The 24861-nt window shown below is 43.0% G+C and carries 25 protein-coding genes and 1 CRISPR repeat array; of the genes, 6 read left to right on the top strand and 19 right to left on the bottom strand.

All coding sequences use genetic code 11. The features are described 5' to 3' along the window. The first annotated feature begins 3 nt into the window (after window positions 1-3). From ACZIX4_RS02325 to ACZIX4_RS02340, 4 genes are all read left to right on the top strand, one after another. Window positions 4-471 (top strand): HIRAN domain-containing protein, encoded by a 468-nt coding sequence (locus ACZIX4_RS02325; protein WP_463333993.1) that lies wholly within the window; start codon window positions 4-6, stop codon window positions 469-471. A gap of 12 nt (window positions 472-483) precedes the next feature. Further along, the gene (gene cas1, locus ACZIX4_RS02330) at window positions 484-1392 is read left to right on the top strand and encodes a type II CRISPR-associated endonuclease Cas1 (RefSeq protein ID WP_463333994.1); all 909 of its coding nucleotides are present in this window, start codon (window positions 484-486) and stop codon (window positions 1390-1392) included. Window positions 1393-1439: 47 nt separating this feature from the next. Then, window positions 1440-1745 (top strand): CRISPR-associated endonuclease Cas2, encoded by a 306-nt coding sequence (cas2, locus tag ACZIX4_RS02335; RefSeq protein WP_463333995.1) that lies wholly within the window; start codon window positions 1440-1442, stop codon window positions 1743-1745. Between the two features lie 109 nt (window positions 1746-1854). Continuing rightward, window positions 1855-4131: a CRISPR direct-repeat array (repeat unit 47 nt; unit sequence ACTGTGAATCATCCACTAAAGTATGAATTTTGAAAGCAATTCACAAC). A 145-nt stretch (window positions 4132-4276) separates the two neighbouring features. Then, the gene (locus ACZIX4_RS02340; protein ID WP_463333996.1) at window positions 4277-4492 is read left to right on the top strand and encodes a hypothetical protein; all 216 of its coding nucleotides are present in this window, start codon (window positions 4277-4279) and stop codon (window positions 4490-4492) included. Window positions 4493-4542: 50 nt separating this feature from the next. Here ACZIX4_RS02340 and ACZIX4_RS02345 read toward each other — a convergent pair whose 3' ends face one another. The 8 genes from ACZIX4_RS02345 to ACZIX4_RS02380 form a co-directional block, all read right to left on the bottom strand. Further along, window positions 4543-6414 (bottom strand): monovalent cation:proton antiporter-2 (CPA2) family protein, encoded by a 1872-nt coding sequence (locus tag ACZIX4_RS02345; RefSeq protein ID WP_463333997.1) that lies wholly within the window; start codon window positions 6412-6414, stop codon window positions 4543-4545. A gap of 1 nt (window position 6415) precedes the next feature. Next, window positions 6416-7018, bottom strand: coding sequence for an NAD(P)H-dependent oxidoreductase (locus ACZIX4_RS02350; protein WP_463333998.1), 603 nt, complete (start codon window positions 7016-7018; stop codon window positions 6416-6418). A gap of 130 nt (window positions 7019-7148) precedes the next feature. Beyond that, window positions 7149-8498: an adenylosuccinate lyase gene (gene purB / locus ACZIX4_RS02355; RefSeq protein ID WP_463333999.1), complete on the bottom strand. Its 1350-nt coding sequence runs from the start codon at window positions 8496-8498 to the stop codon at window positions 7149-7151. 263 nt (window positions 8499-8761) lie between these two features. Continuing rightward, window positions 8762-8992: a hypothetical protein gene (locus ACZIX4_RS02360; RefSeq protein ID WP_463334000.1), complete on the bottom strand. Its 231-nt coding sequence runs from the start codon at window positions 8990-8992 to the stop codon at window positions 8762-8764. Between the two features lie 148 nt (window positions 8993-9140). Then, entirely contained in the window at window positions 9141-9374 is a 234-nt protein-coding gene (locus ACZIX4_RS02365) for a hypothetical protein (protein WP_463334001.1), read from the bottom strand. Between the two features lie 12 nt (window positions 9375-9386). After that, window positions 9387-10076, bottom strand: coding sequence for an SIR2 family NAD-dependent protein deacylase (locus ACZIX4_RS02370; RefSeq protein WP_463334002.1), 690 nt, complete (start codon window positions 10074-10076; stop codon window positions 9387-9389). 176 nt (window positions 10077-10252) lie between these two features. Continuing rightward, a complete protein-coding gene (locus ACZIX4_RS02375; RefSeq protein WP_463334003.1) occupies window positions 10253-11041 on the bottom strand; it encodes an anti-sigma factor in 789 nt (262 codons plus the stop codon). Next, complete coding sequence (locus ACZIX4_RS02380; protein WP_463334004.1) at window positions 11041-11571, bottom strand: RNA polymerase sigma factor; 531 nt, start codon at window positions 11569-11571, stop codon at window positions 11041-11043. The genes ACZIX4_RS02375 and ACZIX4_RS02380 overlap by 1 nt, the downstream gene beginning before the upstream one ends. 57 nt (window positions 11572-11628) lie before the next feature. Between ACZIX4_RS02380 and ACZIX4_RS02385 the strand changes: the two genes are divergently transcribed. After that, complete coding sequence (locus ACZIX4_RS02385; protein ID WP_463334005.1) at window positions 11629-12300, top strand: TrmH family RNA methyltransferase; 672 nt, start codon at window positions 11629-11631, stop codon at window positions 12298-12300. Here ACZIX4_RS02385 and ACZIX4_RS02390 read toward each other — a convergent pair. The 6 genes from ACZIX4_RS02390 to ACZIX4_RS02415 all read right to left on the bottom strand — a co-directional run bounded on the left by ACZIX4_RS02390 (window position 12297) and on the right by ACZIX4_RS02415 (window position 16814). Beyond that, window positions 12297-13055 (bottom strand): carboxypeptidase-like regulatory domain-containing protein, encoded by a 759-nt coding sequence (locus tag ACZIX4_RS02390; protein ID WP_463334006.1) that lies wholly within the window; start codon window positions 13053-13055, stop codon window positions 12297-12299. The two genes, ACZIX4_RS02385 and ACZIX4_RS02390, sit on opposite strands and share 4 nt — an antisense overlap. A gap of 75 nt (window positions 13056-13130) precedes the next feature. After that, complete coding sequence (locus ACZIX4_RS02395; RefSeq protein WP_463334007.1) at window positions 13131-14921, bottom strand: DEAD/DEAH box helicase; 1791 nt, start codon at window positions 14919-14921, stop codon at window positions 13131-13133. Window positions 14922-15020: 99 nt separating this feature from the next. Next, window positions 15021-15593 carry a non-canonical purine NTP diphosphatase gene (locus ACZIX4_RS02400; RefSeq protein WP_463334008.1) on the bottom strand — a complete coding sequence of 191 codons (573 nt, stop codon included), beginning with the start codon at window positions 15591-15593 and terminating at the stop codon, window positions 15021-15023. Between the two features lie 12 nt (window positions 15594-15605). Continuing rightward, window positions 15606-16067 (bottom strand): magnetosome magnetite crystal formation protein family, encoded by a 462-nt coding sequence (locus ACZIX4_RS02405; RefSeq protein WP_463334009.1) that lies wholly within the window; start codon window positions 16065-16067, stop codon window positions 15606-15608. Then, window positions 16064-16471 (bottom strand): DUF2752 domain-containing protein, encoded by a 408-nt coding sequence (locus ACZIX4_RS02410; protein WP_463334010.1) that lies wholly within the window; start codon window positions 16469-16471, stop codon window positions 16064-16066. Before ACZIX4_RS02410 ends, ACZIX4_RS02405 begins: the two co-directional genes overlap by 4 nt. Before the next feature lie 7 nt (window positions 16472-16478). Continuing rightward, window positions 16479-16814 carry a TM2 domain-containing protein gene (locus ACZIX4_RS02415; protein ID WP_463334011.1) on the bottom strand — a complete coding sequence of 112 codons (336 nt, stop codon included), beginning with the start codon at window positions 16812-16814 and terminating at the stop codon, window positions 16479-16481. 243 nt (window positions 16815-17057) lie between these two features. On the opposite strand from ACZIX4_RS02415, the gene ACZIX4_RS02420 reads away from it, so the two are divergent. Next, on the top strand, window positions 17058-18323 hold the full coding sequence (locus tag ACZIX4_RS02420; protein ID WP_463334012.1) for an aminotransferase class I/II-fold pyridoxal phosphate-dependent enzyme: 1266 nt from the start codon (window positions 17058-17060) through the stop codon (window positions 18321-18323). Between the two features lie 68 nt (window positions 18324-18391). Here ACZIX4_RS02420 and ACZIX4_RS02425 read toward each other — a convergent pair whose 3' ends face one another. The 5 genes from ACZIX4_RS02425 to ACZIX4_RS02445 form a co-directional block, all read right to left on the bottom strand. Beyond that, a complete protein-coding gene (locus ACZIX4_RS02425) occupies window positions 18392-20404 on the bottom strand; it encodes an FG-GAP-like repeat-containing protein (RefSeq protein ID WP_463334013.1) in 2013 nt (670 codons plus the stop codon). Between the two features lie 41 nt (window positions 20405-20445). After that, the gene (locus ACZIX4_RS02430) at window positions 20446-21534 is read right to left on the bottom strand and encodes a hypothetical protein (protein ID WP_463334014.1); all 1089 of its coding nucleotides are present in this window, start codon (window positions 21532-21534) and stop codon (window positions 20446-20448) included. 145 nt (window positions 21535-21679) lie between these two features. Continuing rightward, window positions 21680-22768 carry a hypothetical protein gene (locus ACZIX4_RS02435; RefSeq protein WP_463334015.1) on the bottom strand — a complete coding sequence of 363 codons (1089 nt, stop codon included), beginning with the start codon at window positions 22766-22768 and terminating at the stop codon, window positions 21680-21682. Between the two features lie 37 nt (window positions 22769-22805). After that, the gene (locus tag ACZIX4_RS02440; RefSeq protein WP_463334016.1) at window positions 22806-23357 is read right to left on the bottom strand and encodes an acyl-CoA thioesterase; all 552 of its coding nucleotides are present in this window, start codon (window positions 23355-23357) and stop codon (window positions 22806-22808) included. A 17-nt stretch (window positions 23358-23374) separates the two neighbouring features. After that, window positions 23375-24775 (bottom strand): DNA recombination protein RmuC, encoded by a 1401-nt coding sequence (locus ACZIX4_RS02445; RefSeq protein WP_463334017.1) that lies wholly within the window; start codon window positions 24773-24775, stop codon window positions 23375-23377. Between the last annotated feature and the right edge of the window lie 86 nt (window positions 24776-24861).

The following is a 24861-nucleotide window of genomic DNA, read 5'->3' on the forward strand; positions in this document are numbered from 1 at the left end:
GGTATGAACCGTTCCGATTTTTTAAAGGCACTTGGTTTGGGGGCAGGCGGTTTACTGCTCCCTAACTCTTATGTTACGGCTAAGCCTATAAAGATTTATGACAACTATGTGCGGGGGCTTAACCATTACAGTTTTGGGAAACTAAAAAATACAGTAAAGGAGGGTGATGAAATTCAATTACTCCGCGAACCTGATAACAAGTACGACCGTTTTGCCATTCAGGTAAAATATAAGGGTGAAAGAATAGGGTATATTGCTGCATTTGAAAATATTGTGTTGGCAAATATGCTTGATAACGGCGTGAATCTAAAAGCCTTTGTAAGCAGATTACAACCAAACAATTATCAGGAAGAAATGGCGATTGAGGTGTATACCGACCTGGTATCTCCGGGCAGGGAGCTGATAACCTCTATGCTTGGTGAAAACCGGGCAGATGATGCGGCCGACATTTACAGAAAAGGTCCATTTTAAAACCGAAAAAATATGGTAAAGCGAACACTGTTTTTCAGTAATCCGGCTTATCTGAGTACAAAGAATGAACAGCTGGTAGTAAGTTTTCCGGAAGATGTAAAGTTGCCCGTAACCATTCCTATTGAAGATTTAGGTTACATAGTACTGGAGCATCCGCAAATAACACTTACAAATGGACTTATAAGCAAACTGGTTGAAAATAAAACAGCGGTAATTACCTGTGATAAGCAGCATTTACCCAATGCTATTTTACAACCGCTTACAGGGCATAGCGAACAGACAGAGCGCTACAGGCATCAACTTAATGCCAGTATGCCGCTGAAGAAAAATCTTTGGCAACAAACCATAAGCGCCAAAATAGCCAACCAGGCTTATCACTTATCGGCAAGAGAGAAGGACGGTAAAAAACTAAAACGATGGGCAGATGAGGTAAAAAGCGGCGATACTGAGAACCACGAGGCGATAGCTGCGGCTTATTATTTCCAGAGCCTGTTTAGCCATGTGCCAGATTTTAGCCGTAACCAAAAAGGGGTAGCGCCAAATGGTTTATTAAACTACGGGTATGCCATTTTACGGGCTGTTACTGCCCGAGCCCTTATGAGTACCGGGCTGCTACCATCGGTAGGAATTTTTCACAGTAATAAATACAATGCATTTTGCCTGGCGGACGATATTATGGAGCCTTACCGGATTTATGTAGATATGTTAGTGTATGATATAACCCATAAACACCATAGCTATGAAGACCTTACCCAGGAACTGAAAACAATACTGCTAACCATACCTGCTATGGATGTGGTGATTGAAGGAAAACGCAGCCCCCTTATGGTGGCTATGAGCCGTACAACAAATAGCCTGTACGAATGCTATGCAGGTATCAGCAGGAAAATACTCTATCCGGTTTTTGAGTTATCTGTTTAAACCGTATGGAACCTGATTACTATTCAAGGTTAAACCAGTATAGGAGTATGTGGGTACTTGTATTTTTTGATTTACCTACCGAAACAAAATTAGAGCGTAAATCGGCAGCACGTTTCAGGAAAGACCTGCTTGATGATGGTTTTACCATGTTTCAGTTTTCTATCTACCTGAGGTTTTGCCCCAGCCGTGAAAATGCCGACGTGCATACCAAACGGATAAAACGTGTATTGCCCAAGCAAGGCAAGGTAGGTATTATGCAGATAACAGATAAGCAATTTGGCATGATGGAGATATTTTATGCCCAGAAAGAAGTTGCTAAAAACACCCCGGGGCAGCAGTTAGAACTGTTTTAGGATTGATAAATTAGTTTTTATCTGGGTATAATCAACTTAGAATTTATTTGATTTTTTAATCCTATTCTTATGTCTAAAAACAAGTATACCAGCTTTTTATAGCTGATATACTGTGAATCATCCACTAAAGTATGAATTTTGAAAGCAATTCACAACAGTAAACGACGACCGATTTTTGACGGATATACTGTGAATCATCCACTAAAGTATGAATTTTGAAAGCAATTCACAACCTTAAGACAAAGCAAACCTTTAATTTTTTTACTGTGAATCATCCACTAAAGTATGAATTTTGAAAGCAATTCACAACTTTTAGCTTATTCCGTAACTGGACAGCAGAACTGTGAATCATCCACTAAAGTATGAATTTTGAAAGCAATTCACAACCTTGGTATTGTAGAACTTTAGCTTATATTACTGTGAATCATCCACTAAAGTATGAATTTTGAAAGCAATTCACAACCAATGACAGCATCACAAATGTTCGCAAACTACTGTGAATCATCCACTAAAGTATGAATTTTGAAAGCAATTCACAACTCTACGGGCGCTTGTAGTAATTGTAATCTAACTGTGAATCATCCACTAAAGTATGAATTTTGAAAGCAATTCACAACTCAGCGGCTGTGTTGTGATTCGTTTCTGAAACTGTGAATCATCCACTAAAGTATGAATTTTGAAAGCAATTCACAACTGAACAAGCATATTATTTTCATTTTCCGAAACTGTGAATCATCCACTAAAGTATGAATTTTGAAAGCAATTCACAACCGTATTCCAAAGCAACAACACAGTTAGCTAACTGTGAATCATCCACTAAAGTATGAATTTTGAAAGCAATTCACAACCCGATACGTGCTTTTGATGTCACAGGTCATACTGTGAATCATCCACTAAAGTATGAATTTTGAAAGCAATTCACAACTTGACCGGCGTTGCTTCTGCGGCTGGTAGTACTGTGAATCATCCACTAAAGTATGAATTTTGAAAGCAATTCACAACTAGTGCTGCTAAGCGCTATCCCTTTACGCAACTGTGAATCATCCACTAAAGTATGAATTTTGAAAGCAATTCACAACTTTGGCCGCCTTCATTATTTAACTACTCAACTGTGAATCATCCACTAAAGTATGAATTTTGAAAGCAATTCACAACTTTTCAACCCGCATTATAGACCCTATAGGACTGTGAATCATCCACTAAAGTATGAATTTTGAAAGCAATTCACAACCCTTGCCCATGACTGGAATGTACGAGGCTGACTGTGAATCATCCACTAAAGTATGAATTTTGAAAGCAATTCACAACTATTTTAAATGGTAACTGGACAATTTCATTACTGTGAATCATCCACTAAAGTATGAATTTTGAAAGCAATTCACAACCAATTAGCGGCTGCAAAATAGTTCAAGCGGACTGTGAATCATCCACTAAAGTATGAATTTTGAAAGCAATTCACAACTCCCATGTTATTGTAGTTCTGTCCATTACGACTGTGAATCATCCACTAAAGTATGAATTTTGAAAGCAATTCACAACCAAAGAAGGGAGTAAGGTTCCTGAAGGCTGACTGTGAATCATCCACTAAAGTATGAATTTTGAAAGCAATTCACAACTCTATAGGCGCTTGAAGTAGTTGTAGACGGACTGTGAATCATCCACTAAAGTATGAATTTTGAAAGCAATTCACAACTCGATCATTCTCGCTCCTTTCATTCCCCATACTGTGAATCATCCACTAAAGTATGAATTTTGAAAGCAATTCACAACCAAATCTTGAAAGCCAATCCTGTCTAATTGACTGTGAATCATCCACTAAAGTATGAATTTTGAAAGCAATTCACAACCATAAAAAACTACCATGATAAGACGGGCGGACTGTGAATCATCCACTAAAGTATGAATTTTGAAAGCAATTCACAACTCTGTTTGCAAAATAAATCCTTATGACTTGACTGTGAATCATCCACTAAAGTATGAATTTTGAAAGCAATTCACAACTAACCAACTTCTCAGGGAAAATAGCAGGATACTGTGAATCATCCACTAAAGTATGAATTTTGAAAGCAATTCACAACTCTATTCCTGCAAGGTTTTGAAAACCTTGTACTGTGAATCATCCACTAAAGTATGAATTTTGAAAGCAATTCACAACTTAAAAAGCTATTGCCTTTATGTAATTCAAACTGTGAATCATCCACTAAAGTATGAATTTTGAAAGCAATTCACAACCCCACAAAGAGTCCGGGTCTACTTCGGCATACTGTGAATCATCCACTAAAGTATGAATTTTGAAAGCAATTCACAACTCACAGTGATAGAGATATAGAAATCATACAACTGTGAATCATCCACTAAAGTATGAATTTTGAAAGCAATTCACAACTTGCTTTGTACTTTCTTGAACTTGAATTACAATGGTAAATTATTGAGAATAAATTTTATGTGTGTTTTTTATTTAAAATATTTGCGATTTAAAAAAAAAAAATTATTTTTGCTAAGTGTTATTAATAATTTAAAACCCCAAAGTTATGAAAAGCAATGTATTAAAGTGGTATAGTTTAGTTTTCTTATTTTTAACTAATATAATAATGTTTGCTCAAACACCGGATAATGAGGCTATACCGGAGCAAGAGTTAGAAGAAAATGATGGATCAATTAACTCCCTTGTTGTAGTAATGGCAATAGTTGGTGTTATATATGCAGCTCAATATTTTAGGAAACTAAATACTGTAAAAGTTAAGTAATTTTCATTTGAAAATATATATAAGCCCTATACTTGTTGTAGTATAGGGCTTTATATTTTGTTTTCCTCCTTACGTCTTTCTGCACTTTCCCAGCCGTGGTCTTGCGCACCTAATTGTGAATATAAATCCTGACGTAACAGTTGTTCCTGTATTTCTATTTCACGCAGGGTACCTGCAAGCAACGTTTGTTTATCATGCCTATTCGTAGCAAGGCGGCGTGTGGCCGCCTCATCATATTTTATAAAGCGTTGGCCCTGCCTTGTAGCGGTATATTTCCTGTGGCCCATTTCTACAAGGGCATCAATACCAAGGTTTACGGCGCTGTATAAATTTTCCCTGTAAAAATCTTTTATCCCCATATTCAGCAGGTCGAATGCATCATTGCGGTTACGCGCGCGCGCCAGTATTTTCAGGTGGGGGAAGTGTTTTTTTACCAGTTCGGTTACGTGGAGGTTTACCTGCGGGTTGTCTATGGCGGCTATGAACAATTTAGCGCTCTCACATCCCGACGCCTGCAACAGCTCCAGCCTTGAGGCATCGCCATAATACACCTTAAAGCCCATTTTGCGCAACGAATCTACCCTGTCTGAATCCATATCTAAAATGGTAGCGGGTATACCGTTAGCCTTTAAAAGGCGACCTATTGTACTGCCGAAGTTTCCAAAACCGGCAATAATAACCTCATTTTGCTCGTCGATTTCGTCGTATTTATTTTTGGTTGCTTCCTTCACCCCAAAGAAGGGGTCTATCCATTTTTCATTTATCAGTAATAAGAATGGCGTACCTACCATGCTCAGTGCTATTACGGCCATCATTTGGTTAGAAAGTTCGGTAGGCATTAGGTTCAGCTGCATTGCAAAGCCAAATATTACAAAACCAAATTCCCCTGCCTGGCTCAGTGCAAAGGCAAACAGCAGGTTCTGGTCGGAGCTTTTCTTGTAAATACGGCCTACCAACAGCAGTATGAAGAATTTGATAGAATTGAAAATAGTGGTGAATACCAGGATAAAAGCCGGGTCTGCCATCATGATGTTGAAGTTTATGGATGCCCCTACACCTATAAAGAAAAGCCCTAACAGCAAGCCTTTAAACGGAGCTATATCGCCTTCAAGCTCGTGCCTGAATTCGCTGTTTGCTAATACCATACCTGCAATAAACGCCCCGAGTGCCGGGCTGAGCCCTACAAGCTGCATTACAAATGAAACTCCCATAACCAGCAACAGGGCCGATGCGGTAAACATTTCCTGTAATCTTGTTTTGGCGATTACGTGCAGTAACGGTATTACCACATAACGCCCGCCAATGTAGACCATGCCCACGGTGCCAAATACAATAAGGGTTTGCAACCAGTTAGCATAATGGCTTATAAGCGATGCATGTACGCTGTTGCCGGTTACGTGGCCGTCGGCAAGCAGAGGTAAAATGGCAAGTATAGGGATTACAGCTATATCCTGAAAGAGCAATACGGCAAATGATGACCGCCCCATAGAGGTTTTGCCCAGTCCTTTTTCTTTAAGGGTTTGCATTACTATAGCAGTAGACGACAACGTAAGTGCTACCGAAATAATAAGCGTGGTTTCCCATTGCCACGGCATTACCACAGAACAAGCTAAAAAAATCACTACGGTGGTAAGCACCAGCTGCAGGCTGCCCATACCGAGGATAAATTTCCGCATGCGCCAAAATTTATACGGCTCCAGTTCCAGCCCGATAAGGAACAGCATCATTACCACGCCAAATTCGGCAAAGTGCATAATGTCCTGGCCTTCCTGCCCGATTAGCCCCAATACATAGGGCCCTATGATGATACCCGCAAAGAGGTAACCCAGTATAGAACTCAGTCCTAATTTTTTGGCAACCGGTACACATATTACCGCTGCCAAAAGGTATATTATTGCCTGGAAAAAGAATCCGTCTGCCATGTTATAGTAGTTTTTTGTGCAGCCAGTCGTTCAGGTAACGACAGCCGTGCAGTTCGCTCATGTCAATATCGTCTTGTTCTATGTAGTTCAGCAGCCCGGCATACAGGCGGCCGTATCCTTCTATTTCATCGGCTTCCATAAAGTGGGTGCCGTGTACTACAAACGGGGGCAGGTAGTGCATGTTACATACCTTTGCCGTTTGGCAAAAAGGTTCCAAAAGCTGTGTTATTGTAAAATGGTCTTTGCCCTGCGGGGTATAGTTTTCTTTTTTGCCCCCTGTGGTAATCACCTGGAAAACCCGCTTGCCTATCAGTTCCTTGCCTTTATTCCCGTAGGCCCAGCCGTGTTCCAGCACCAGGTCTATCCACTGTTTTAGCAGTGGGGGGCAACTGTACCAGTACATGGGGTGGTGCCATATAATAATATCATGCTGCGAAAGCAATTCCTGCTCGCGGCGGATGTCTATATCAAAATTCGGATAGTTTTCGTAAAGGTCGTGAAAGGTAATATTTTCAGATTCGGGTATATGCCGTACAAGCGCACCGTTTGCATTCGATTTTTCGAATAACGGGTGTGCAAAAAGGATGAGTATCTTGTTTGGCATAGAAAAAACCTGTTTAAATTTTACAGCAGTTTCAGGAGAATACCCAATATAGTGATTTACTCCTAAAACGCCCAAACCTTTTGTAGGTTCTGGTAAAATTTAAACAGGTTTTAACAATTTATGCTGTGTATTACGGACGTATACCTAAATAGTTTGAAGGTGTTATCTGTAACAGTTCGTTTTTAATTTCTTCGTTTACGTTAAGCGTGCCAATGAAGTTGTGTATGGCTTCTTTGTTGATTACCGTATTGGTGCGGGTTAGTTCCTTCAGCGCCTCGTAAGGGTTTGGGTAGGCCTCACGGCGAAGTATGGTTTGTATTGCCTCAGCTACCACAGCCCAGTTCTTTTCAAGGTCTTCGGCAAACTTATCAGCATTTAGGAGCAGCTTGTTCAGTCCTTTAAGTGTGGCTTCAAACGCAATCAGCGTATGGCCAACAGGTACACCTACATTACGCAGTACGGTACTGTCAGTAAGGTCGCGTTGCAGGCGTGATATTGGCAGCTTAGCAGAAAGGTGCTCAAACAACGCATTGGCTATACCCAGGTTACCTTCCGAGTTTTCAAAGTCGATAGGGTTTACCTTGTGCGGCATGGCAGACGAACCCACCTCACCGGCCTTGATTTTTTGTTTGAAATAATCCATAGACACGTATGTCCATATATCGCGGTCAAGGTCTATCAGTATGGTGTTGATGCGCTTAAGGGCATCAAAAAAGGCTGCAAAATGGTCGTAATGCTCTATTTGTGTAGTAGGGAACGAATGTTTCAGTCCCAGTATGCCTTCCACAAAATCCTGCCCGAACTTGCGCCAGTCGTTTTTAGGGTAGGCTACAAAATGTGCATTGAAGTTGCCCGTAGCGCCACCAAATTTGGCTGCAAACGGTATGTTGAACAACAACCTCATTTGCTCCTCAAGGCGTTCTACAAACACGTGGATTTCCTTACCAAGGCGGGTAGGGGAAGCCGGCTGCCCGTGTGTGCGTGCCAGCATGGGTACATCGGCCCACTCTATGCTCAGTTCCTTCAGCTTGGAAATAACACCGATAAGCAGTGGCATATACACGTCTTCAAACGCTTCTTTGGTACTAAGGGGGATTGCGGTGTTGTTAATGTCCTGGCTGGTAAGCCCAAAGTGGATAAACTCTTTGTAGGCATCCAGGCCAAGTTTATCAAACGCACTTTTTATAAAGTATTCCACGGCCTTAACGTCGTGGTTAGTAGTCTTTTCTATCTCTTTTATCTGAAGCGCATCTTCTTCGGTAAAGCTGGTATATATTTCGCGCAGCGGGCCATACAGGTTTTTATCTACCCCGGCCAGTTGTGGCAATGGCAGTTCGCACAGTGCTATAAAATATTCTATTTCCACAAGCACGCGGTATTTTATAAGTGCCTGTTCAGAGAAGTATGCCGAAAGCGATTGGGTTTTACCCCTGTACCTGCCGTCTATAGGCGATATGGCATTCAGTTCAGATAATTGCATAAATAGTGTGTTGTATTATTTATGCGCGCAAATATAAGGTTTTTACGGGGAAAAGAAAAATGTGTTTTTTGTAGCCACGAATTGCACGAATTCCTCTAATTTTCTTCACGCTTCGTCATTGCGAGGAGGCACGACGAAGCAATCTTAGTTGTTTATTTAATTATGAGATTGCCACGCTTCGTACCTCCGCTCGCAAAGACAGTGTGTGAAGAAAGCATTCTGATACTTTGTGTAGGTTTTGTAATTTATTGAAATTTTTTAATTTATAAATTCCTCCAATAAGGTGCAGAAATAGTAGGATTGCGGTTTTCATCCTTTAAGGATTGAGTTGAATAGACTTCCTCTTGCATATAATATTTTAATTTAGAATCTTTTTCGATGTTGTCAAATTCTTTGATAATTTCTTCTTTATCTTTTAAGTTGAATAATTCTGTATTTCCTGAAATACCGATTTCTTGTGAAATAATTCTATAATTCCCTGTGTTTTTAATCATTGTAAAATAAATGTTTAGTTATGGAAAATTTAAACGAGTACATGTAATTTTAGAAAAATGAATTTGTATTTATTGTAATAACTGAGATAGTTATTTTAATAGAGTAGTAATATTTTGTTGGTTACATTTAAGATGCCTGCTACATCCCTTACACCTCAACTTCCGTCTTCTCCACCCGTGTCAACTTCCTCCCAACCCTAATCAATAAATAAGCAACCAGTGACAATATCACTAATGCTGTAATCTGGCCAATAGTATACGCTATAGCATTCGCACCTTCTTTACCATTTGGCTTAAATATACCCGGAAGCGTGGCAATGTTGCCCATAACAATAAGCCCGGCGATAACAAACAGAAAATAACCTAAGATTTTTTTGAACATTGTATGTGTGTTTTATTGTAAAAGTTTATCCCTTAATATCCTCATGCCTTCGCCACCGCCCATAGCAAATACCTCTACCCGGTGATGCATGTTTGGTATAGGGGCAGGGCGCGGGTCTACGTAGTAAATTTCGGCATTAGGTTTGGCATAGTCTACAAGCCCGGCGGCTGGGTATACCTGCATGCTGGTGCCTATAACTATGATAATGTCGGCCCGGTCTACGGCTTCGGCGGCTTCTACAATAGCCGGTACAGCCTCGCCAAACCACACTATGTGCGGACGCAGCTGTTTACCGGTTTTGGGATGCAACTGGCCTACGGTTATATCCTCTTTCCAGTCGAGTACAGCGTCTTCGTTTACGGCACAGCGTGCCTTAAGCAGTTCCCCGTGCAGGTGGATAATGTTAGTACTGCCGCCGCGTTCATGCAGGTCGTCAACGTTTTGTGTAACTACGGTTACGTCAAAATCCTTTTCAAGCCCGGCAATGATTTTATGGGCTTCGTTTGGCTGCACCTCAAAAAGCTGCCTGCGGCGCTGGTTGTAAAATTCCAGTACCAGTGCAGGGTTTTTCCGGAAACCCTCGGGAGTGGCAACTTCCATAACGTCGTGGCCTTCCCACAGGCCGTTTGCATCCCTGAAGGTGGCTACACCGCTTTCGGCACTAACGCCTGCCCCTGACAGTACTACGATTTTCTTTTTCATATTTCAAATGTAAGAAAGTTTTCAGGCTGTTCCATTTCGACGATAGGAGAAATCTCAATTGGTTAAGAGATTTTTCGACTCCGCTACGCTGCGCTCAAAATGGAAAACTTCGTTTTAGTAAAAATGGAAAAGGACTGCCGTATGGGCAGTCCTGAATATTCTTGATGGATGAAAGGTTATACCTTACCGAGTGTATACAGTTGTTCCAGTGTAGGCGATTTGCTTCCTCCGGCAGGTTCCAGTGTTATACCAAAAGCCTGTGGGCCGTTGTAGCTGTCCAGTTTAAAGATGCTGCCATCTTCATTTTTGTCATTGATAACACCGATGCTGGTAGGGGTAAAGGGTTCCAGCTTAAGCGCCCAAACCTGGTACACCTTGCCTTCAGGTGCTTCCGGCAGCCTGGCTACGTCTACATAAATATCACCGCTGGTTTTATTGATGTAAACTTCTGCGTAGGCGTTAGGAGATGCTTCCTGGCCTTCCAGTTTTATAATGGTATTGTCGGTACTGCGCAGTATGGCAAGCGCCTGGTCTTTGGCTTTGCCGCTTTTTTCAGACTGGGCTAACAACTGCTCAAACTTAGAACGTTGAGCTGATACCGCCTGTACTTCCTTACTGGCTTCATCATATTTTATGTACTGGTACCCAAAGCCAAACATGAACACCACTGCTGCTGCCCAGCCAAGGTACAGCACAATGTTGTTGCGTTTTGGTTGTAACGGCACCACGTCTTTAGCGTGTTTTTCTATCAGTTTTTCGCGGATGCGTTCATAATTCTCAGCCGAAAGCTGTGGTGATATGGCATACGAAAGATTGATTACCGCTTTTTCTATATCCAAAATTTCGGCATCAATTTCCGGGTGCTGTAATGATAAGGCATGTATTTCCCTGTTCTCGTCCTCACTCAGTAAGCCGAAAACATAGAGTTCAAGTGTGCCCGATGCTATGTAAGCAGATGTATCCATTATGCGTTTAAAATATTACGTAGTTCGCCTATACAATTCCTGTTTTGTGTTTTTACCGTGCCCAGTGGTATTTCCAGTTCTTCACTGGCTTCCTGCTGGGTGTAGCCTTTAAAGAATAACAAGTCTATAAGCTTTATGCATTTAGGTTTTAGCTTATTTATAAACTCTTTAATCCCTATGGCATCTATACGGCTCGTAACACTTGTATTATAATCAAGTATATGTACGAAGTTATCGGCTGAGAGGTTTTTTTTGCTGTTAGTATGCCCTTTAGACCTAAGTTTGTCTATGCAGGCATTGCGCGCAATTTTAATCATCCAGGTAAAAAGCCGGCCTTTGCCTTCATTATAGGAATCTATGTTTTTCCAGATTTTTACAAAAACTTCCTGAAGCAGGTCTTCGCTTTCTTCCTTGTCTTTTATAATGTTGAAAATTACGCCATACATGTTTTTAGAGTACATGTCATAAAGCAGGGTAAAGGCTTTGTCGTCTTTTTTGTAAATTCGCGACAGTAATTCTTCCTGTGTCATTTTTCCGGGTTTGGTTGCCCTAAGATAGGAAGTTTTTATTTATGAATACGATAAAAAATGAGAAATACGTCAGATATACACTACCTTGAATACCTTGAAAATTTCATTACAGAAAACCGTCGCGACAGCTTTTTGCGCATACTGGCACAACGCAGTAAACATTTTACGGTAGCTATAGAAGACATATTCCAATTGCATAATACCAGCGCCGTGCTGCGTACGTGCGAGGTTTTCGGCGTGCAGGAACTGAATGTGGTAGAGGAGAAGTACGGTAAAACGATAGATAAGGAAATAGCACTGGGTGCACAAAAGTGGGTAGATGTTAACCGTTTTGATAATACCGGCGCATGTATACATAACCTCCGTGCCAAAGGCTACCGCATTATAGCCACATCGCCACATGAGGAATCCTGTTATCTTGATGATTTTGATATTACCCAACCCGCAGCTTTGTTTTTTGGGACTGAAAGGCTGGGGCTTACGCAGGAAGTGCTGGACCAGGCCGACGGCTTTATAAAAATACCCATGATTGGTTTTACCGAAAGCCTTAATATAGCATCGTCTGCGGCTATTGTTATACAGAACCTGAGCCAGAGATTACGTAAATCCAACATTCAATGGCAGCTTACAGAAGACGAACTTCTTGAAAAACGCATTGACTGGGCGCAGAAATCGATAAGGGACATTGATTTTATAACGCAGCGTTACCTGGACGGGCAGCCGGTTTAGTTGCGGTGTACAGCCTTGTATTCTTCATAACAGCCGCTTATGGCGTCCATTATCTGCAGGTCGTTTGCTGTTTTTATAAACTCCTCGCTATAGTTACAGCGTTCCAGTATATCGGCTATATCTTCTTTGGTTACGCCAAGTAGTGCAGCCAGTGTTTCGCGGTCAAATTTAGAGGCCAGGGCGTTGCGTACAGCATCATCTTTTTTCATTTCGCGAAGCCTGCGCATTTCTGTAGGCTTTTTACCAAATACATTGTGTAGCAGGTCGGCTGGGTTAAATACCGAGCTTACAATGCGGTTAAAAGCGTAAGGTGAGTTATTGCCACCTTCATATCCATAAGGTAAGCCTGCTATATTATAGCGGTAGTTCTTGTCCTGAACAGGAGCCAGTTTGGCGTCAATTTGCAGATAACCGGTAAGGTTGTATTTGTTTATGAAAAGTTCATCCAGCACCTTAGCCTTTTCAGTAAGGGGGATGCGGGTAGTTGTGGCGCTTTTTATCCAGTCGTTGGTAACGCGTACTTTAAGCGGCTGGTAACCAATAAATGATATATGCAGGGTATCGTTAACCGATGCTTCTATGGTAAAATTACCTTTAATATCGGTAGTGGTACCTTTAACCTTATTAATGTTGATAACACTTGCATCTGCTATAGGCAGAATTGTAATATCTGATACTATGGTACCCGATACTTTGGTTTGACAGTTGGCGCTAAATGATAGCAGGGTGATAAAAAAAACTACAAAATACCTCATTGGCTTATTATGAGTTGTAAAAGTAATAAACAAACGCGATATTTTGTAGTTAGTATATAAGGAAAGAAATATTTTTTAGCTGCGGCGTGGTTTCCTGTCCCTTGGGGCATTGTCGCTACGGCGTGGCGGACGAGATCCACCGTCGTTACGCGGTCCACTCCTGAAGCCACCGTCACGGCGTTCGCCTCTTGGGCTTCCGCCACCAAAACCACCACTGCGGCCGTTATGGTCGCGACGGCCACCGTTGCGGCTTCCACCGTCGTTTTTAGATATTTCCACATTCAGCCTGCGGCCTTCAAGGTGCATGCTGTTTAGTGTGTTAAGTACCATATCGGCATGTTGGCCATCGGTATTAAAGAAAGAGAAACCTTCTTTAACATCCACTTTAAAGATGTCGTCACGGCCAAGGCCAAGGGTATCACGAAGGAAATCCTTAAGGCTCATCCAGTCGAAATCGTCACGCGATCCTATGTTTACAAAGAAACGTGTTGCGCCGTCTGAACTGCCGCTAAAGCTGCCTTCAGTACGCTCCCTGCCTGCTTTATTAGCAGAAAGGTCTTTGTTTTTCTTGTAGTAGTTAAGGAACCTGTTAAACTCTACCGATACCATTTTCTTGATAAGTTCTTCTTTAGTAAGGTCTTTCATTACCTCGTAAATGGCAGGAAGGTAAGCGTCTATTTCGTGGTCTACTTCTACATCGTGTATTTTATTGGCAAGGTGTAGCAGCTGTATTTCGCAGATTTCAATACCTGATGGTATGGTCTTTTCTTCAAATTTCTGTTTGATAACCTTTTCGATAGCCGATACTTTACGAAGCTCAGTCTTGGTAATGATTACGATAGAAGTACCCGAACGGCCTGCACGGCCTGTACGGCCACTACGGTGGTTATAGGTTTCTATATCATCCGGCAGCTGGTAGTTTACAACGTGTGTTACGTTGTCTACGTCTATACCACGTGCAGCTACATCGGTAGCTACAAGCATTTGTATCTGCCTGCCACGGAACGATTTCATTACGCCATCACGCTGTGCCTGGCTAAGGTCGCCATGCAGTGCAGCTGCGTTGTATCCGTCTTCTATAAGTTTTTCGGCTACAGCCTGAGTGTCCCTTTTGGTACGACAGAATATTACTGAGAAAATATCAGGGTTAGCATCGGCTATACGCTTTAGAGCCTCATAGCGGTCGCGTGCGTTTACAAGGTAAAACTCATGCGATACCGTGCTTGAACCCGAGTTTTTGTGGCCTACGGTAATTTCAAGTGGTTTACGCATAAACTCGCGTGCTATACGTGCCACTTCCTGTGGCATGGTAGCACTAAACAGCCATGTACTCTTTTCGTCCGGCGTAGTAGACAATATCGATACGATATCATCATAAAAGCCCATGTTCAGCATTTCGTCTGCTTCATCCAGTACGCAGAAGTCGATAGCACTAATGTCTACCATACCGCGGTTTATCATATCCTGCATACGGCCCGGGGTAGCTACAATAACCTGTGCGCCCCTGCGTATTTCGCGTGCCTGGTCGTTAATGCTGGCACCACCATATATGGCTACAGTGTGCAGGCCCTTAACGTATTTAGAGTAAAGCTTTATTTCATTTGTAATTTGCAGACACAGTTCACGTGTAGGCGATAGTATAAGCGCCTGTGTGTTCCTGTTCTCAGGATCTATTTTCTGGATAAGCGGAAATCCGAAGGCTGCAGTTTTGCCGGTACCGGTCTGGGCCAGGGCCACCATGTCGGTATCTTTTTCCAATAGTAGGGGTATGGCTTTTTCCTGTACTTCCGACGGGTTTTCAAAACCCAGGTCGTTAATCGCCTTTACAAGCGGCTCGCTTAGCCCCAATAGTTCAAATTTGTTCATATATGCTTTTAAATAAGCCGCAAAGGTACGTTTTATTAACCATAATAGCTAATGCGTTTTGCAGATTTATTTTAAGGCTAATAATTGTAAATCAGGGGGTTATTTTTTTAGGAAATCCATCAGCTGTTTTACGGCCCTGCCACGATGGCTTAGCAGTGCTTTTTCGGTGAGAGAAATTTGCGCAAAAGTAATCTCTAAACCTTCCGGCTGAAATACCGGGTCGTAGCCAAAACCCTGCTCGCCAGCCTTCTCTGTTGTGATGATGCCGTTTACAATTCCGGTAAACAAATGCTGCTCACCATCCAGGTTCAGTGCTATTACGGTTTTAAAGTTGGCATTACGGTTTGGGTTACTGTCAAGTTCGGCCAATAGCTTGTCCATGTTAGCATTAGCGTCTTTGGCTTCGCCTGCGTAGCGTGCGCTGTATACGCCGGGTGCGCCGTTAAGTGCATCCACTTCCAGGCCGGTATCGTCGGCAAAGCAGTTGTAACCGTACTTTTGGGTAACGTAGTCGGCTTTCAGTATGGCATTGCCTTCTATGGTGTCGGCAGTTTCGGGAATGTCTTCGGTACAGCCTATATCTTCAAGGCTCAGCAGTTCTATATCGGCAGGCAGCTGGTGCCTTATTTCCTGTAGTTTGTTTTTGTTATTGGATGCAAAAACCAGTTTCATAAGAGGTATTGTTTACTTACGGCAAAGTACGTCAGTAATATTTGCAATACCAAAAAAACGCACGTTTTTACCCTTGTTTAAGTCTGATGAGGCAGAAATAACAGCTATAAACTCAAAGATGTTGAGTATTATAATAAAGATAAGGTACGCCCAGTAGAGTAGTGGTACGTCATTGCCTAAATGGATTGACCTTCCACTAAAATCCCCTTTGAATATGAATATGCGTATTGTCCAAGCCAGGAATATACTGTTAAACGGCATTACTGCAAGCTGTGCCAATAGTGCCTGTGTAGAATGCCAGCGTACAAAATAGGAGGCATTTCTTCGTGCTAGAAAGTAAATAAGCGATGCAATGGTGTTTACTATAGGTAACGGCAGCCCGCTTGCTACCCCCACAATAGCCATAAGGTATGCGTTTGCTGCAGGTTCATATTCATAAGGTTGTACTTCGTAAAGTTGTGTTTTGGTTGTCATAATCCTTTATGTATGTTCCATGCCCCGTTAAGGCAAACAAGAAGTATAAGTGTGGTGATAAGCCATTTTGAAGAGAATACCTTTTCAGCGGCCTTGTATTGGGTATATAGGCTGTTTTTCCTGAAAATCATATCATACAGCAGCCATAAGGGTGTTGTAACCATGAACAATGCTATAATATAGCCCATGGGGTTTGTAAGCCCGGCTTCGGCTATGTGGCCTTCTGCCAATAACAACACGGCCCGTGTACTGCCACAGGAAGGGCAGGCTATACCTGTTGCGTTTTTAAAAATGCATACCGTAACGCCGTCATGCTTATGGGGGTGGAATAATGCCCAGCCTACATAAGTGTATGAAATGGCAAGCAGCACTGTAAACGACAGGTATAGCTTGTTCCTGGTCATAAAATTTTTACAGGTATACCTGTAGTTTTTCTATGTTTTTTTGTTTAGTAGCATCCTGTATAAGGAAAAGGTCTACAAGCCACCATATACCACAGCCACCGCCTGTAAGCAGTTTACCTACGCCAAGGCCTGTATCGCCTATAAGGAAACGGTCTATACCTAATGAACCTGCAACAATAGATACAATAAGTATAGTTGTAGGGTCTTTAAGCTCTATGCTGTTTATCATAGCCCATTTTGATTCGTCTAATGCAAGAAGCCTTTCGCGGATAAAGCTGATTTGGCCTGCCTGAAAAAACTTGGCATTAGCCATAATGTACATGTCTACTTTTTGAGAATCCATAATTGGTGTTTTATTTGTTAAGGTTGTTGAAAGCATAAAACTAAAAAAATATTTTACGTAAACATTTTTTTAACATAAAACTTTTTCAACATTCGTGAATGCTGTCGCGAAATGCAAGAATTGTTTCGCATTTTGTGAAAACGCCTTTTTTGTTGCTGGTATATGCACCTAAAATATTATGATAGTAGTAATATTATGGTTACTTTTGATGCGTTTTTTAAACACCAATGTAAAATTCTGATTATGGCAAAAGATCTGTTTGAGAGGATACAGAAAAATAAAGGCCCTCTTGGCAAATGGGCTTCACAGGCCGAAGGTTACTTTGTGTTCCCTAAGCTGGAAGGCCCACTGGGCAACCGCATGATGTTCCATGGCAAAAATGTTATAAACTGGAGTATAAACGACTACCTGGGCCTGGCTACGCACCCTGAAGTGCTGAAGGCTGATGCCGATGCTGCTGCTGAATACGGTGCCGCTTACCCAATGGGCGCCCGTATGATGAGCGGACACACCAGCTGGCACGAACAACTTGAGCAGGAACTTGCCGCATTTGTACACAAAGAGTCGGCTTACCTGCTGAACTTCGGTTACCAGGGTATGGTAAGTACCATTGATGCCCTTGTAAGCAAAAATGACGTTATTGTATACGACGTAGACAGCCATGCCTGTATTATAGACGGTGTACGCCTGCACATGGGTAAGCGTTTTACTTATAAGCATAATGATATAGAAAGCATTGAGAAAAACCTTGAGCGCGCCAAAAACATGGCCGAAACCACCGGTGGCGGCATACTGCTTATTACCGAAGGTGTTTTCGGAATGCGCGGGCAGCAGGGTAAGCTTAAAGAAATTGTAGCCCTTAAAGAGAAATACAACTTTCGTCTTTTGGTAGACGATGCACACGGTTTTGGTACACTTGGTAAAACAGGTGCCGGTGCCGGTGAGGAGCAGGAATGCCAGGATGGTATAGATGTGTACTTCTCTACGTTTGCCAAATCTATGGCGGGCATAGGCGCATTCATAGCCGCTGATAAAGATGTTATCGATTTCCTGAAATACAACCTGCGTTCGCAAATGTTTGCCAAGGCATTGCCAATGATATTTGTAAAAGGTGCACTAAAACGCCTTGAAATGCTTCGCAACATGCCTGAGCTTAAAGACAAACTTTGGGAAAACGTAAATTACCTGCAAAACGGCCTTAAAGAAAAAGGCTTTAATATAGGTGATACCAATACCTGTGTAACGCCGGTATACCTTGAAGGCAGCATACCCGAAGCTATGGTTATGGTAAACGACCTTAGGGAAAACTACAGTATATTCCTTAGTATAGTGGTGTACCCGGTTATCCCGAAAGGTATTATACTGCTTAGGATGATACCTACCGCTACGCATACTAAAGAGGATATTGATGAAACCCTTGCTGCGTATGAGGCCATCCGCGAAAAACTGGAAAACGGTACGTACAAAACTATTGCGGCGCAAACTACCGTAGACGTTTCTGCTGAGTAATTCACTTTACTTCATAAATATAATAAGGGCCGCATAATGCGGCCCTTACTTATTGCTTTTGTCTGGTTTTATCCTTTAATAAACCTGCTGCCAAGCTGTTTGCCCGAAGCTGATTTCAGTTGTATTACATATGTGCCTTTGGCAAGGTGCTGTACGTTTACTTTACTGTCTTTAATCTTTTCAGTGCTTACCAACCTGCCTTCTACGGTATAGATAGCTGCTTCGGTAGGGGCAAAGCTTCCGGTGTTTTTAATGTTCAGCACATCTTTAGCCGGGTTAGGATATAGCGTAAACAGTTCTTTACTGTTTTGGCTTAGGCCAAGTGTACTGCCTTCTACTGCTAACAGGGCAGTATCAATTTCAGGGTTTTCAAAAATATCAACAGTACCTGATGGCCATTTTATAACCACCTTTTCTATGGCCTCAGTAGTGCCAATACCAAAATGTGGGTTTAGCGTATTCATGTAACGGAAACCGTCGCCACTCCTTACATCGCGTATTTGTTTGCTTATACCTTCGCCATTGGTATATAGCTCTACACGGGCGCCTATACCGTTACTGTTACTGGCTACCCCTTGCATGTTTATTTTTATCCAGTGGTTACCGTTGTCGTAGTTAAAGTATACGTTGCTGCCGTTTACCACATCCAGGAAACCGTCGTTGTTAAGGTCGCCTATAGGCCCGTTGTTAAAAGTGATGCTTTGTTGGGTAAAAGTCATATCACCATTGTTCAGCATCAGTTTGCTGCCGCCGCCGAAAACATCCACCCAACCGTCGTTATTAAAATCAAAGGCCACGTGTTCTATATTCAGTAGTGCATTTGTGTCGTAGCCCGAACCTTCTGTTACATTGGTAAAGGTGCCGTCGCCGTTATTGCGCATCAGTTTGTGGCTGCCGTCGGTATCGCTACTGGCACCTATAAGTACGTCCATATCGCCATCGTTGTCAAAATCTGCCCATGCACTGGACCATGATTGCTGGTAATCAGAAAATCCTGCTTCAGCAGATACATTGGTAAAGGTGCCATCGCCATTGTTGCGGTGCAGTTCGTCTACCGCTGCAGGGTTTTGTGAACCACCACGGCATTTGGCTATAAACAGGTCACTGTCGCCGTCGTTGTCATAGTCTATCCATATAGAGCCGTAGTTACCACCGGTACTAACATCGCCCAGGCCACCCTGGTGGAAGGTAAACCCACCTGCGCCATCGTTCAGGAAATACACATTTGGCTCTATATCGTGGCATACAAAGGCGTCAAGGTTACCGTCGTTGTTTATATCGGCAAAATTTGTCCTTTGCGAAAAAATATACTGTGTGCTGTGGAGTATTGCGCCAAAGCCGTTACCATTGTTATTGGCCAGTACAATATCAGCGCCGCTACCACCGCCGTACAGCAGGTCGTTGTAGCCGTTTTTGTCAAAATCGCCTGCAGCCATACTCCAGCTGGCCATATTGGTAACGCCTACGGTAGGCAGTGTTGCACTTGTAAAACCGCTGTCGTTACTTGCCTGGTATAGCATGCCCACGCTGCTCATACCGGGTGCTACTATGTCATCCAGGTAATCGCCATTCATGTCTACAACCCCATAAACAGAACCAGAAATGGTTATGGGGTGTTGTGTAAATAATGGTGGCACATATTCTTCCTCGGTAAGTGTAAAGTGGAAGGTGTTACTGCTCCAGTAGTTGTCAAAGGCTATATAATACGTAGTGTTCGGCTGTGCGGTAAACGTCAGTATAGATGAAAAGTTTGGCCCCGAATCGTCGTCGGCACCGGCGCAGGTAAAGTTGCCACATGTACCTGTATATAAATGTACCCGGGTATCTTCATTAGCATATCCCGGTACGGTAGTGCTAATGGTAACCGTGTGAAGTGTTATAGAGTTATACACGTACCATGCACCCAATGACGGGGTATTATCGCCATTAGGCATGCAATAGGGGGCCGGTAATTCGCTTCCGGGAGAAAGCGTTACCTCATACACCGTGGTGGGTGTCACCTCCGGGGCGCTGCTGCAGGTAGTCTGTGCCAGTACAGTGCAGCAGGCTGTAATGGCAGCAAGGGTAAACAGGTGTTTCATAGTGTTAGTAGTTTGAAGGTTATTATGTTATTTTTTGGTTTTTACTGGCAGGGGGCATCCATGTTGTTTATCCACTCCTTTATCATGGCTACTGCTTCGGTGTGTACAATGGTACGGCCCAGGAGAGGCATGCGTTCTGCTACTACATTGGTGTTAAGCCTGTAATGCAGTGCTGAACGGTTTACGTTCTTTTTGGCTACAATGTAGGATAGTGAAGGGTTTATAGATTCCTGTGGGGCAATACATATCCCCAGGTTGTGGTCGGTTGTACTTTCGCTGAAGGCAAAACGCATAACACGGTACGAGCAGTGTGCCCCTTCGCTGTGGCAGTGTGCACAGTTAATGTCCAGGTACGAACGTACACGCAAATCCAATGGCTGCGAGGTATCGGTCCAGTCTACAGTGCTTACTATGTTTTGTGGTACGGCTTCATCAAGGTAGCCTTCGCTTATCCATTTGCTCAGCTGGTTTTGGCTGCCTTCAGTGTATGCGTAGTTCTTGTTTAAGTTTTGCGGTTTTGGGCCTATAGGTATGGGTACATTGTTGCTTTTGTGACAGGTAAGGCATTCGGCATCGCTGGGTATGCGGTAGCTGGCATTCATGGTAGTACCATTTTGCATCCAGCTGATGTCTACATAGCTGCCATCCATATCAAGGGTAGCTTCGGTCTGGTCTTCGTTCCAAACGTAGTTGGCAAATATCCAGCCGTCCTGTTTTTTTATCAGCAGGCGGGTTTCCAGTATGCGGGTAACATTGTCCGGCAATACATTATCATAATAGAAGTTTTTTATCAGTACCGAGCCAACAGGGAAGTCCAGTACCTTACCATCGCCGTTGTAGGTGGCTTTGGTACCGTCGGGCATCCATACAAAACGTTTTTTGTGGGCGTAGTCGGTAAATAGGGTACTGTTAAGGTCGTAGGGGATAACCTTATAGGCAGGTTCCAGGTTTTTCATTTCGCCCTCGTAGAACTTGTATTCGCTAAGGTTTTGGTAGGGTACCGTGGTAAGGTCTACATTTACGGGAGAAACCGGTACATACTCTTTAGAATCATCAGGACCACAGGAGAAAAATAAGATAAAGCTACAAGACAGCAGAAGCCACTTGTTAAATAGTAGTGTTATTTTCATATAATTTTGCCAATTACTTGTCTATTGACAAATATATGTGAAAAAAATTACCGTTAACACATCGTTAACATTATAAACGGCTCAAAATGTGGTTTTAACACATTTCAACCGATATTGTCACTTTTTTTCCTGAAGAAAAAATACACTATTCGCACGGCGATTCCATACTGTCTATCCATTGCTTTATCATGGCATTAGCTTCTTTATCCTTAACGGTACGGCCTACCACAGGCATCAGCAGGCTTTGGTCGGTACTTTCCATAAGGTAATACATCAGCGAATGATCTGCCGATTGTTTCTGGATGATATTATCCTGTTCTTCTATAAAAATTTCATTGGAAGAAATACAATAAGCAAAACTTTCAGGGTTTGTGGTTTCGTTAAAGGCATAACGCGTTTGCGAATTTTCGCAGAAACCGCCATCTATATGACAATGCGCACAGTTAATATCCAGATACGAGCGTACGCGCAAATCCAGCGGCTGCGACGTATCTTTCCAGTCTATGGTGCTTACTATGTTTTGCGGGGCAGTATCAAGGTAACCAAAACTTATCCATTTGCTTAGCTGGTTTTGGCTTCCGTCTGTATACGTATAATTCCTGTTGAGGTTTTGTGGCTTGGGGCCTATGGGTATGCCGACATCGTCCATCTGGTGGCACTGCTTACATTGGTTAGCCGATGGTATGCGGTAATTGGTCTGGCGCATTACACCATCTTCCATCCAGGCCACGCGTCTTACTATTTGCAGGGTGTTTAGTGTAGCTTCGGTTTTGTCTTCGTTCCAAACGTAATCGGCAAATATCCAGCCCGTTTCCTTTTTTATCATTACACGGGTTTCCACAATATCAGGAATATTGCTGGCCGTTGTAGCATCGTAGTAAAAGGTTTTTATAAGTGCTGCACCTACAGGGAAATCAAGTACCTGTCCGTCGGTAGTGTAGGTAGCGTGGGTACCTGCGGGCATCCATACAAAGCGTTCTTTATGGGCATAATCGGTAAACAGCGTACTGTTAAGGTCGTACGGAAGTACCCCGTAAGCCGGTATACGGTCTTTCAGTTCACCCTCAAAGAATTTGTATTTGCTAAGGCTGTCATAAGGCACCTTTGTAAGGTCCATTTCTACAAGCGATACCGGTACCGGTGTATAAGCTTCATCGTCATTCCCCCCGCAGGAAACAATGGTCCATGCGGTAAGCAATAAAAGCAGGCAGAGGTACAGGTACGTGTTTTTCATATAGTTGCAGCAGTAGTGTTTTGCGGCAAATATAGCATTATTGTTTTAAATGCAACTTTACCCTGTGGCCTTTAAGCCCATCCAGTGCTTCGGGTGTAGTATGGTCAAAGGTTTCCTCGTGCTGGCTGCGTTCTTTTTTCAGGCTGATGCGCTTCAGGGCATTGCAAAAACGGCGTACTTCGGTAAGGGTATTCAGTTCTATTGCCGGTACCGGTACGGTTTTCCCGGTAGCATCTTTGGCTACCATGGTAAAGTAAGACGAGTTGCAGTGCTTTACAATCCCGGTCTGTATATTTTCAGACGTAACACGTATGCCCACTACCATAGAGCTGTTGCCCACATAGTTTACAGATGCCTTCATGGTTACCAGTTCGCCTACCTCTATGGGGTTAAGGAAGTCTACCGTATCTACGCTGGCTGTAACGCAATAGGTGCCGCTGTAGCGCGATGCCGAGGCAAAGGCTATTTGGTCCATAAGCATGAGTATATAGCCACCGTGTATTTTCCCGCTGAAGTTTTGGTGCGAAGGCAGCATAAGTTCCGAGATAGTAACCCTCGACTCATTTGCCCTTCGAAAATGTTCTTCCATAATTATAGTGTGTTGTGTTATTGGTCTAAAGATTCCTGTTGCCCTTCTTCGGTTAGCTCTTCACCATCCTGAAGCATGGCGCGGTTCAGGATGTTTTCGGGTAGTGCTTTTTTGGCTTTGGCACCCATTTTCTTCAGTTTTTCGATGGTAACAATCATGTTGCCACGCCCTTCAAACAGCTTGCCCATAGCATTTTGGTACTCGCTCTGGGCATCGCGCATTTTGTTGCCCACCTTGGTAAGGTCGCCTATAAAACCTTCAAATTTATCGTACAGCGCACCGGCCTGTCGGGCTATCTCATAGGCGTTTTCCTGTTGTTTCTGGTTCGTCCACATAGTGTCTATGGTACGCAGGGTAGCCAGCAGGGTGCTTGGGGTAACAATAACAATGTTTCGCTCAAAAGCCTTGTTGTACAGTGTGGTGTCTTCATTAAGCGCTATGGCAAACGCCGGTTCTATCGGGATGAAAAGCAATACAAAATCCGGGCTTTCCATTTGGTACAGGTCGTGGTAGCTTTTAGAGCTCAGCTGCTCCACATGGCGGCGTATGGAGTTTACGTGTTCTTTAAGGTGCACTAATCTTTGAGGGTCGTCTTCTCTATTTACATAATTTTCATAAGCCACTAACGAGACCTTGCTGTCTACTACCATTTTTTTACCGTCGGGCAGATTTATTACCACATCGGGCTGCACGCGGCTACCGTCTTCCAGCTGGTGGCTTTGCTGCACAAAATACTCGCGGCCTTTTTCCAGCCCCGATTTTTCCAGCACGCGTTCCAGTATCAGCTCGCCCCAGTTGCCCTGCATTTTGGTATCGCCTTTAAGGGCACGGGTAAGGTTCAGCGTTTCACGGCTCATCATCTCATTCATTTCCTTCAGGCCAACAATTTGCTGGCGCAATGCCGCATGGTAGTCGATACTTTCCTTATGAGTATCTTCCACTTTTTTCTCAAAAAGCTGTATTTTTTCCTGTAGGGGAGAAAGGATGTTCTTCAGGTTTTCGCGGTTCTGTTCGGTAAACTTATTCGATTTTTCCTCCAGTATCTTGTTGGCAAGGTTTTCAAATTCCTTGGTGAATTTTTCCCTTAGCTCGTCTGTTTCCTGGCGCTGTTCGCACATGCGTTCCACAAGATTGTCGTAGTCGGTTTCTATCCGGGCAAGCTGATTGCTCAGTATATCTTTTTCGCTGCGAAGGCCATCGCGCTCGGCAACAGTTTGTATCAGTTGCTTTTCAATCAGCTGTTTCTCGTTAGCCGATTGTATTTTCAGTTGTTCTATGAGTTGCAGCTGGCTGGCATTGCGCTCTTCAAGCACTTTTTGTGCAGCAGCCGATTTCGACGCAAAAAGCTGTTTGCCAATGAATAGCCCTATGGCTAAGGCAACAATAAAAGCGATAAGTAGGATAAGGGTTTCGGGCATTTGAAAAATTGTGTTTGCAAAATGTAAAAGTACGCAAAAATAATTCGTGCCGCCAGCCGTTTACCTTTACGCAAACCAAAACCTTT

The organism is Flavobacterium niveum, from assembly GCF_055231775.1.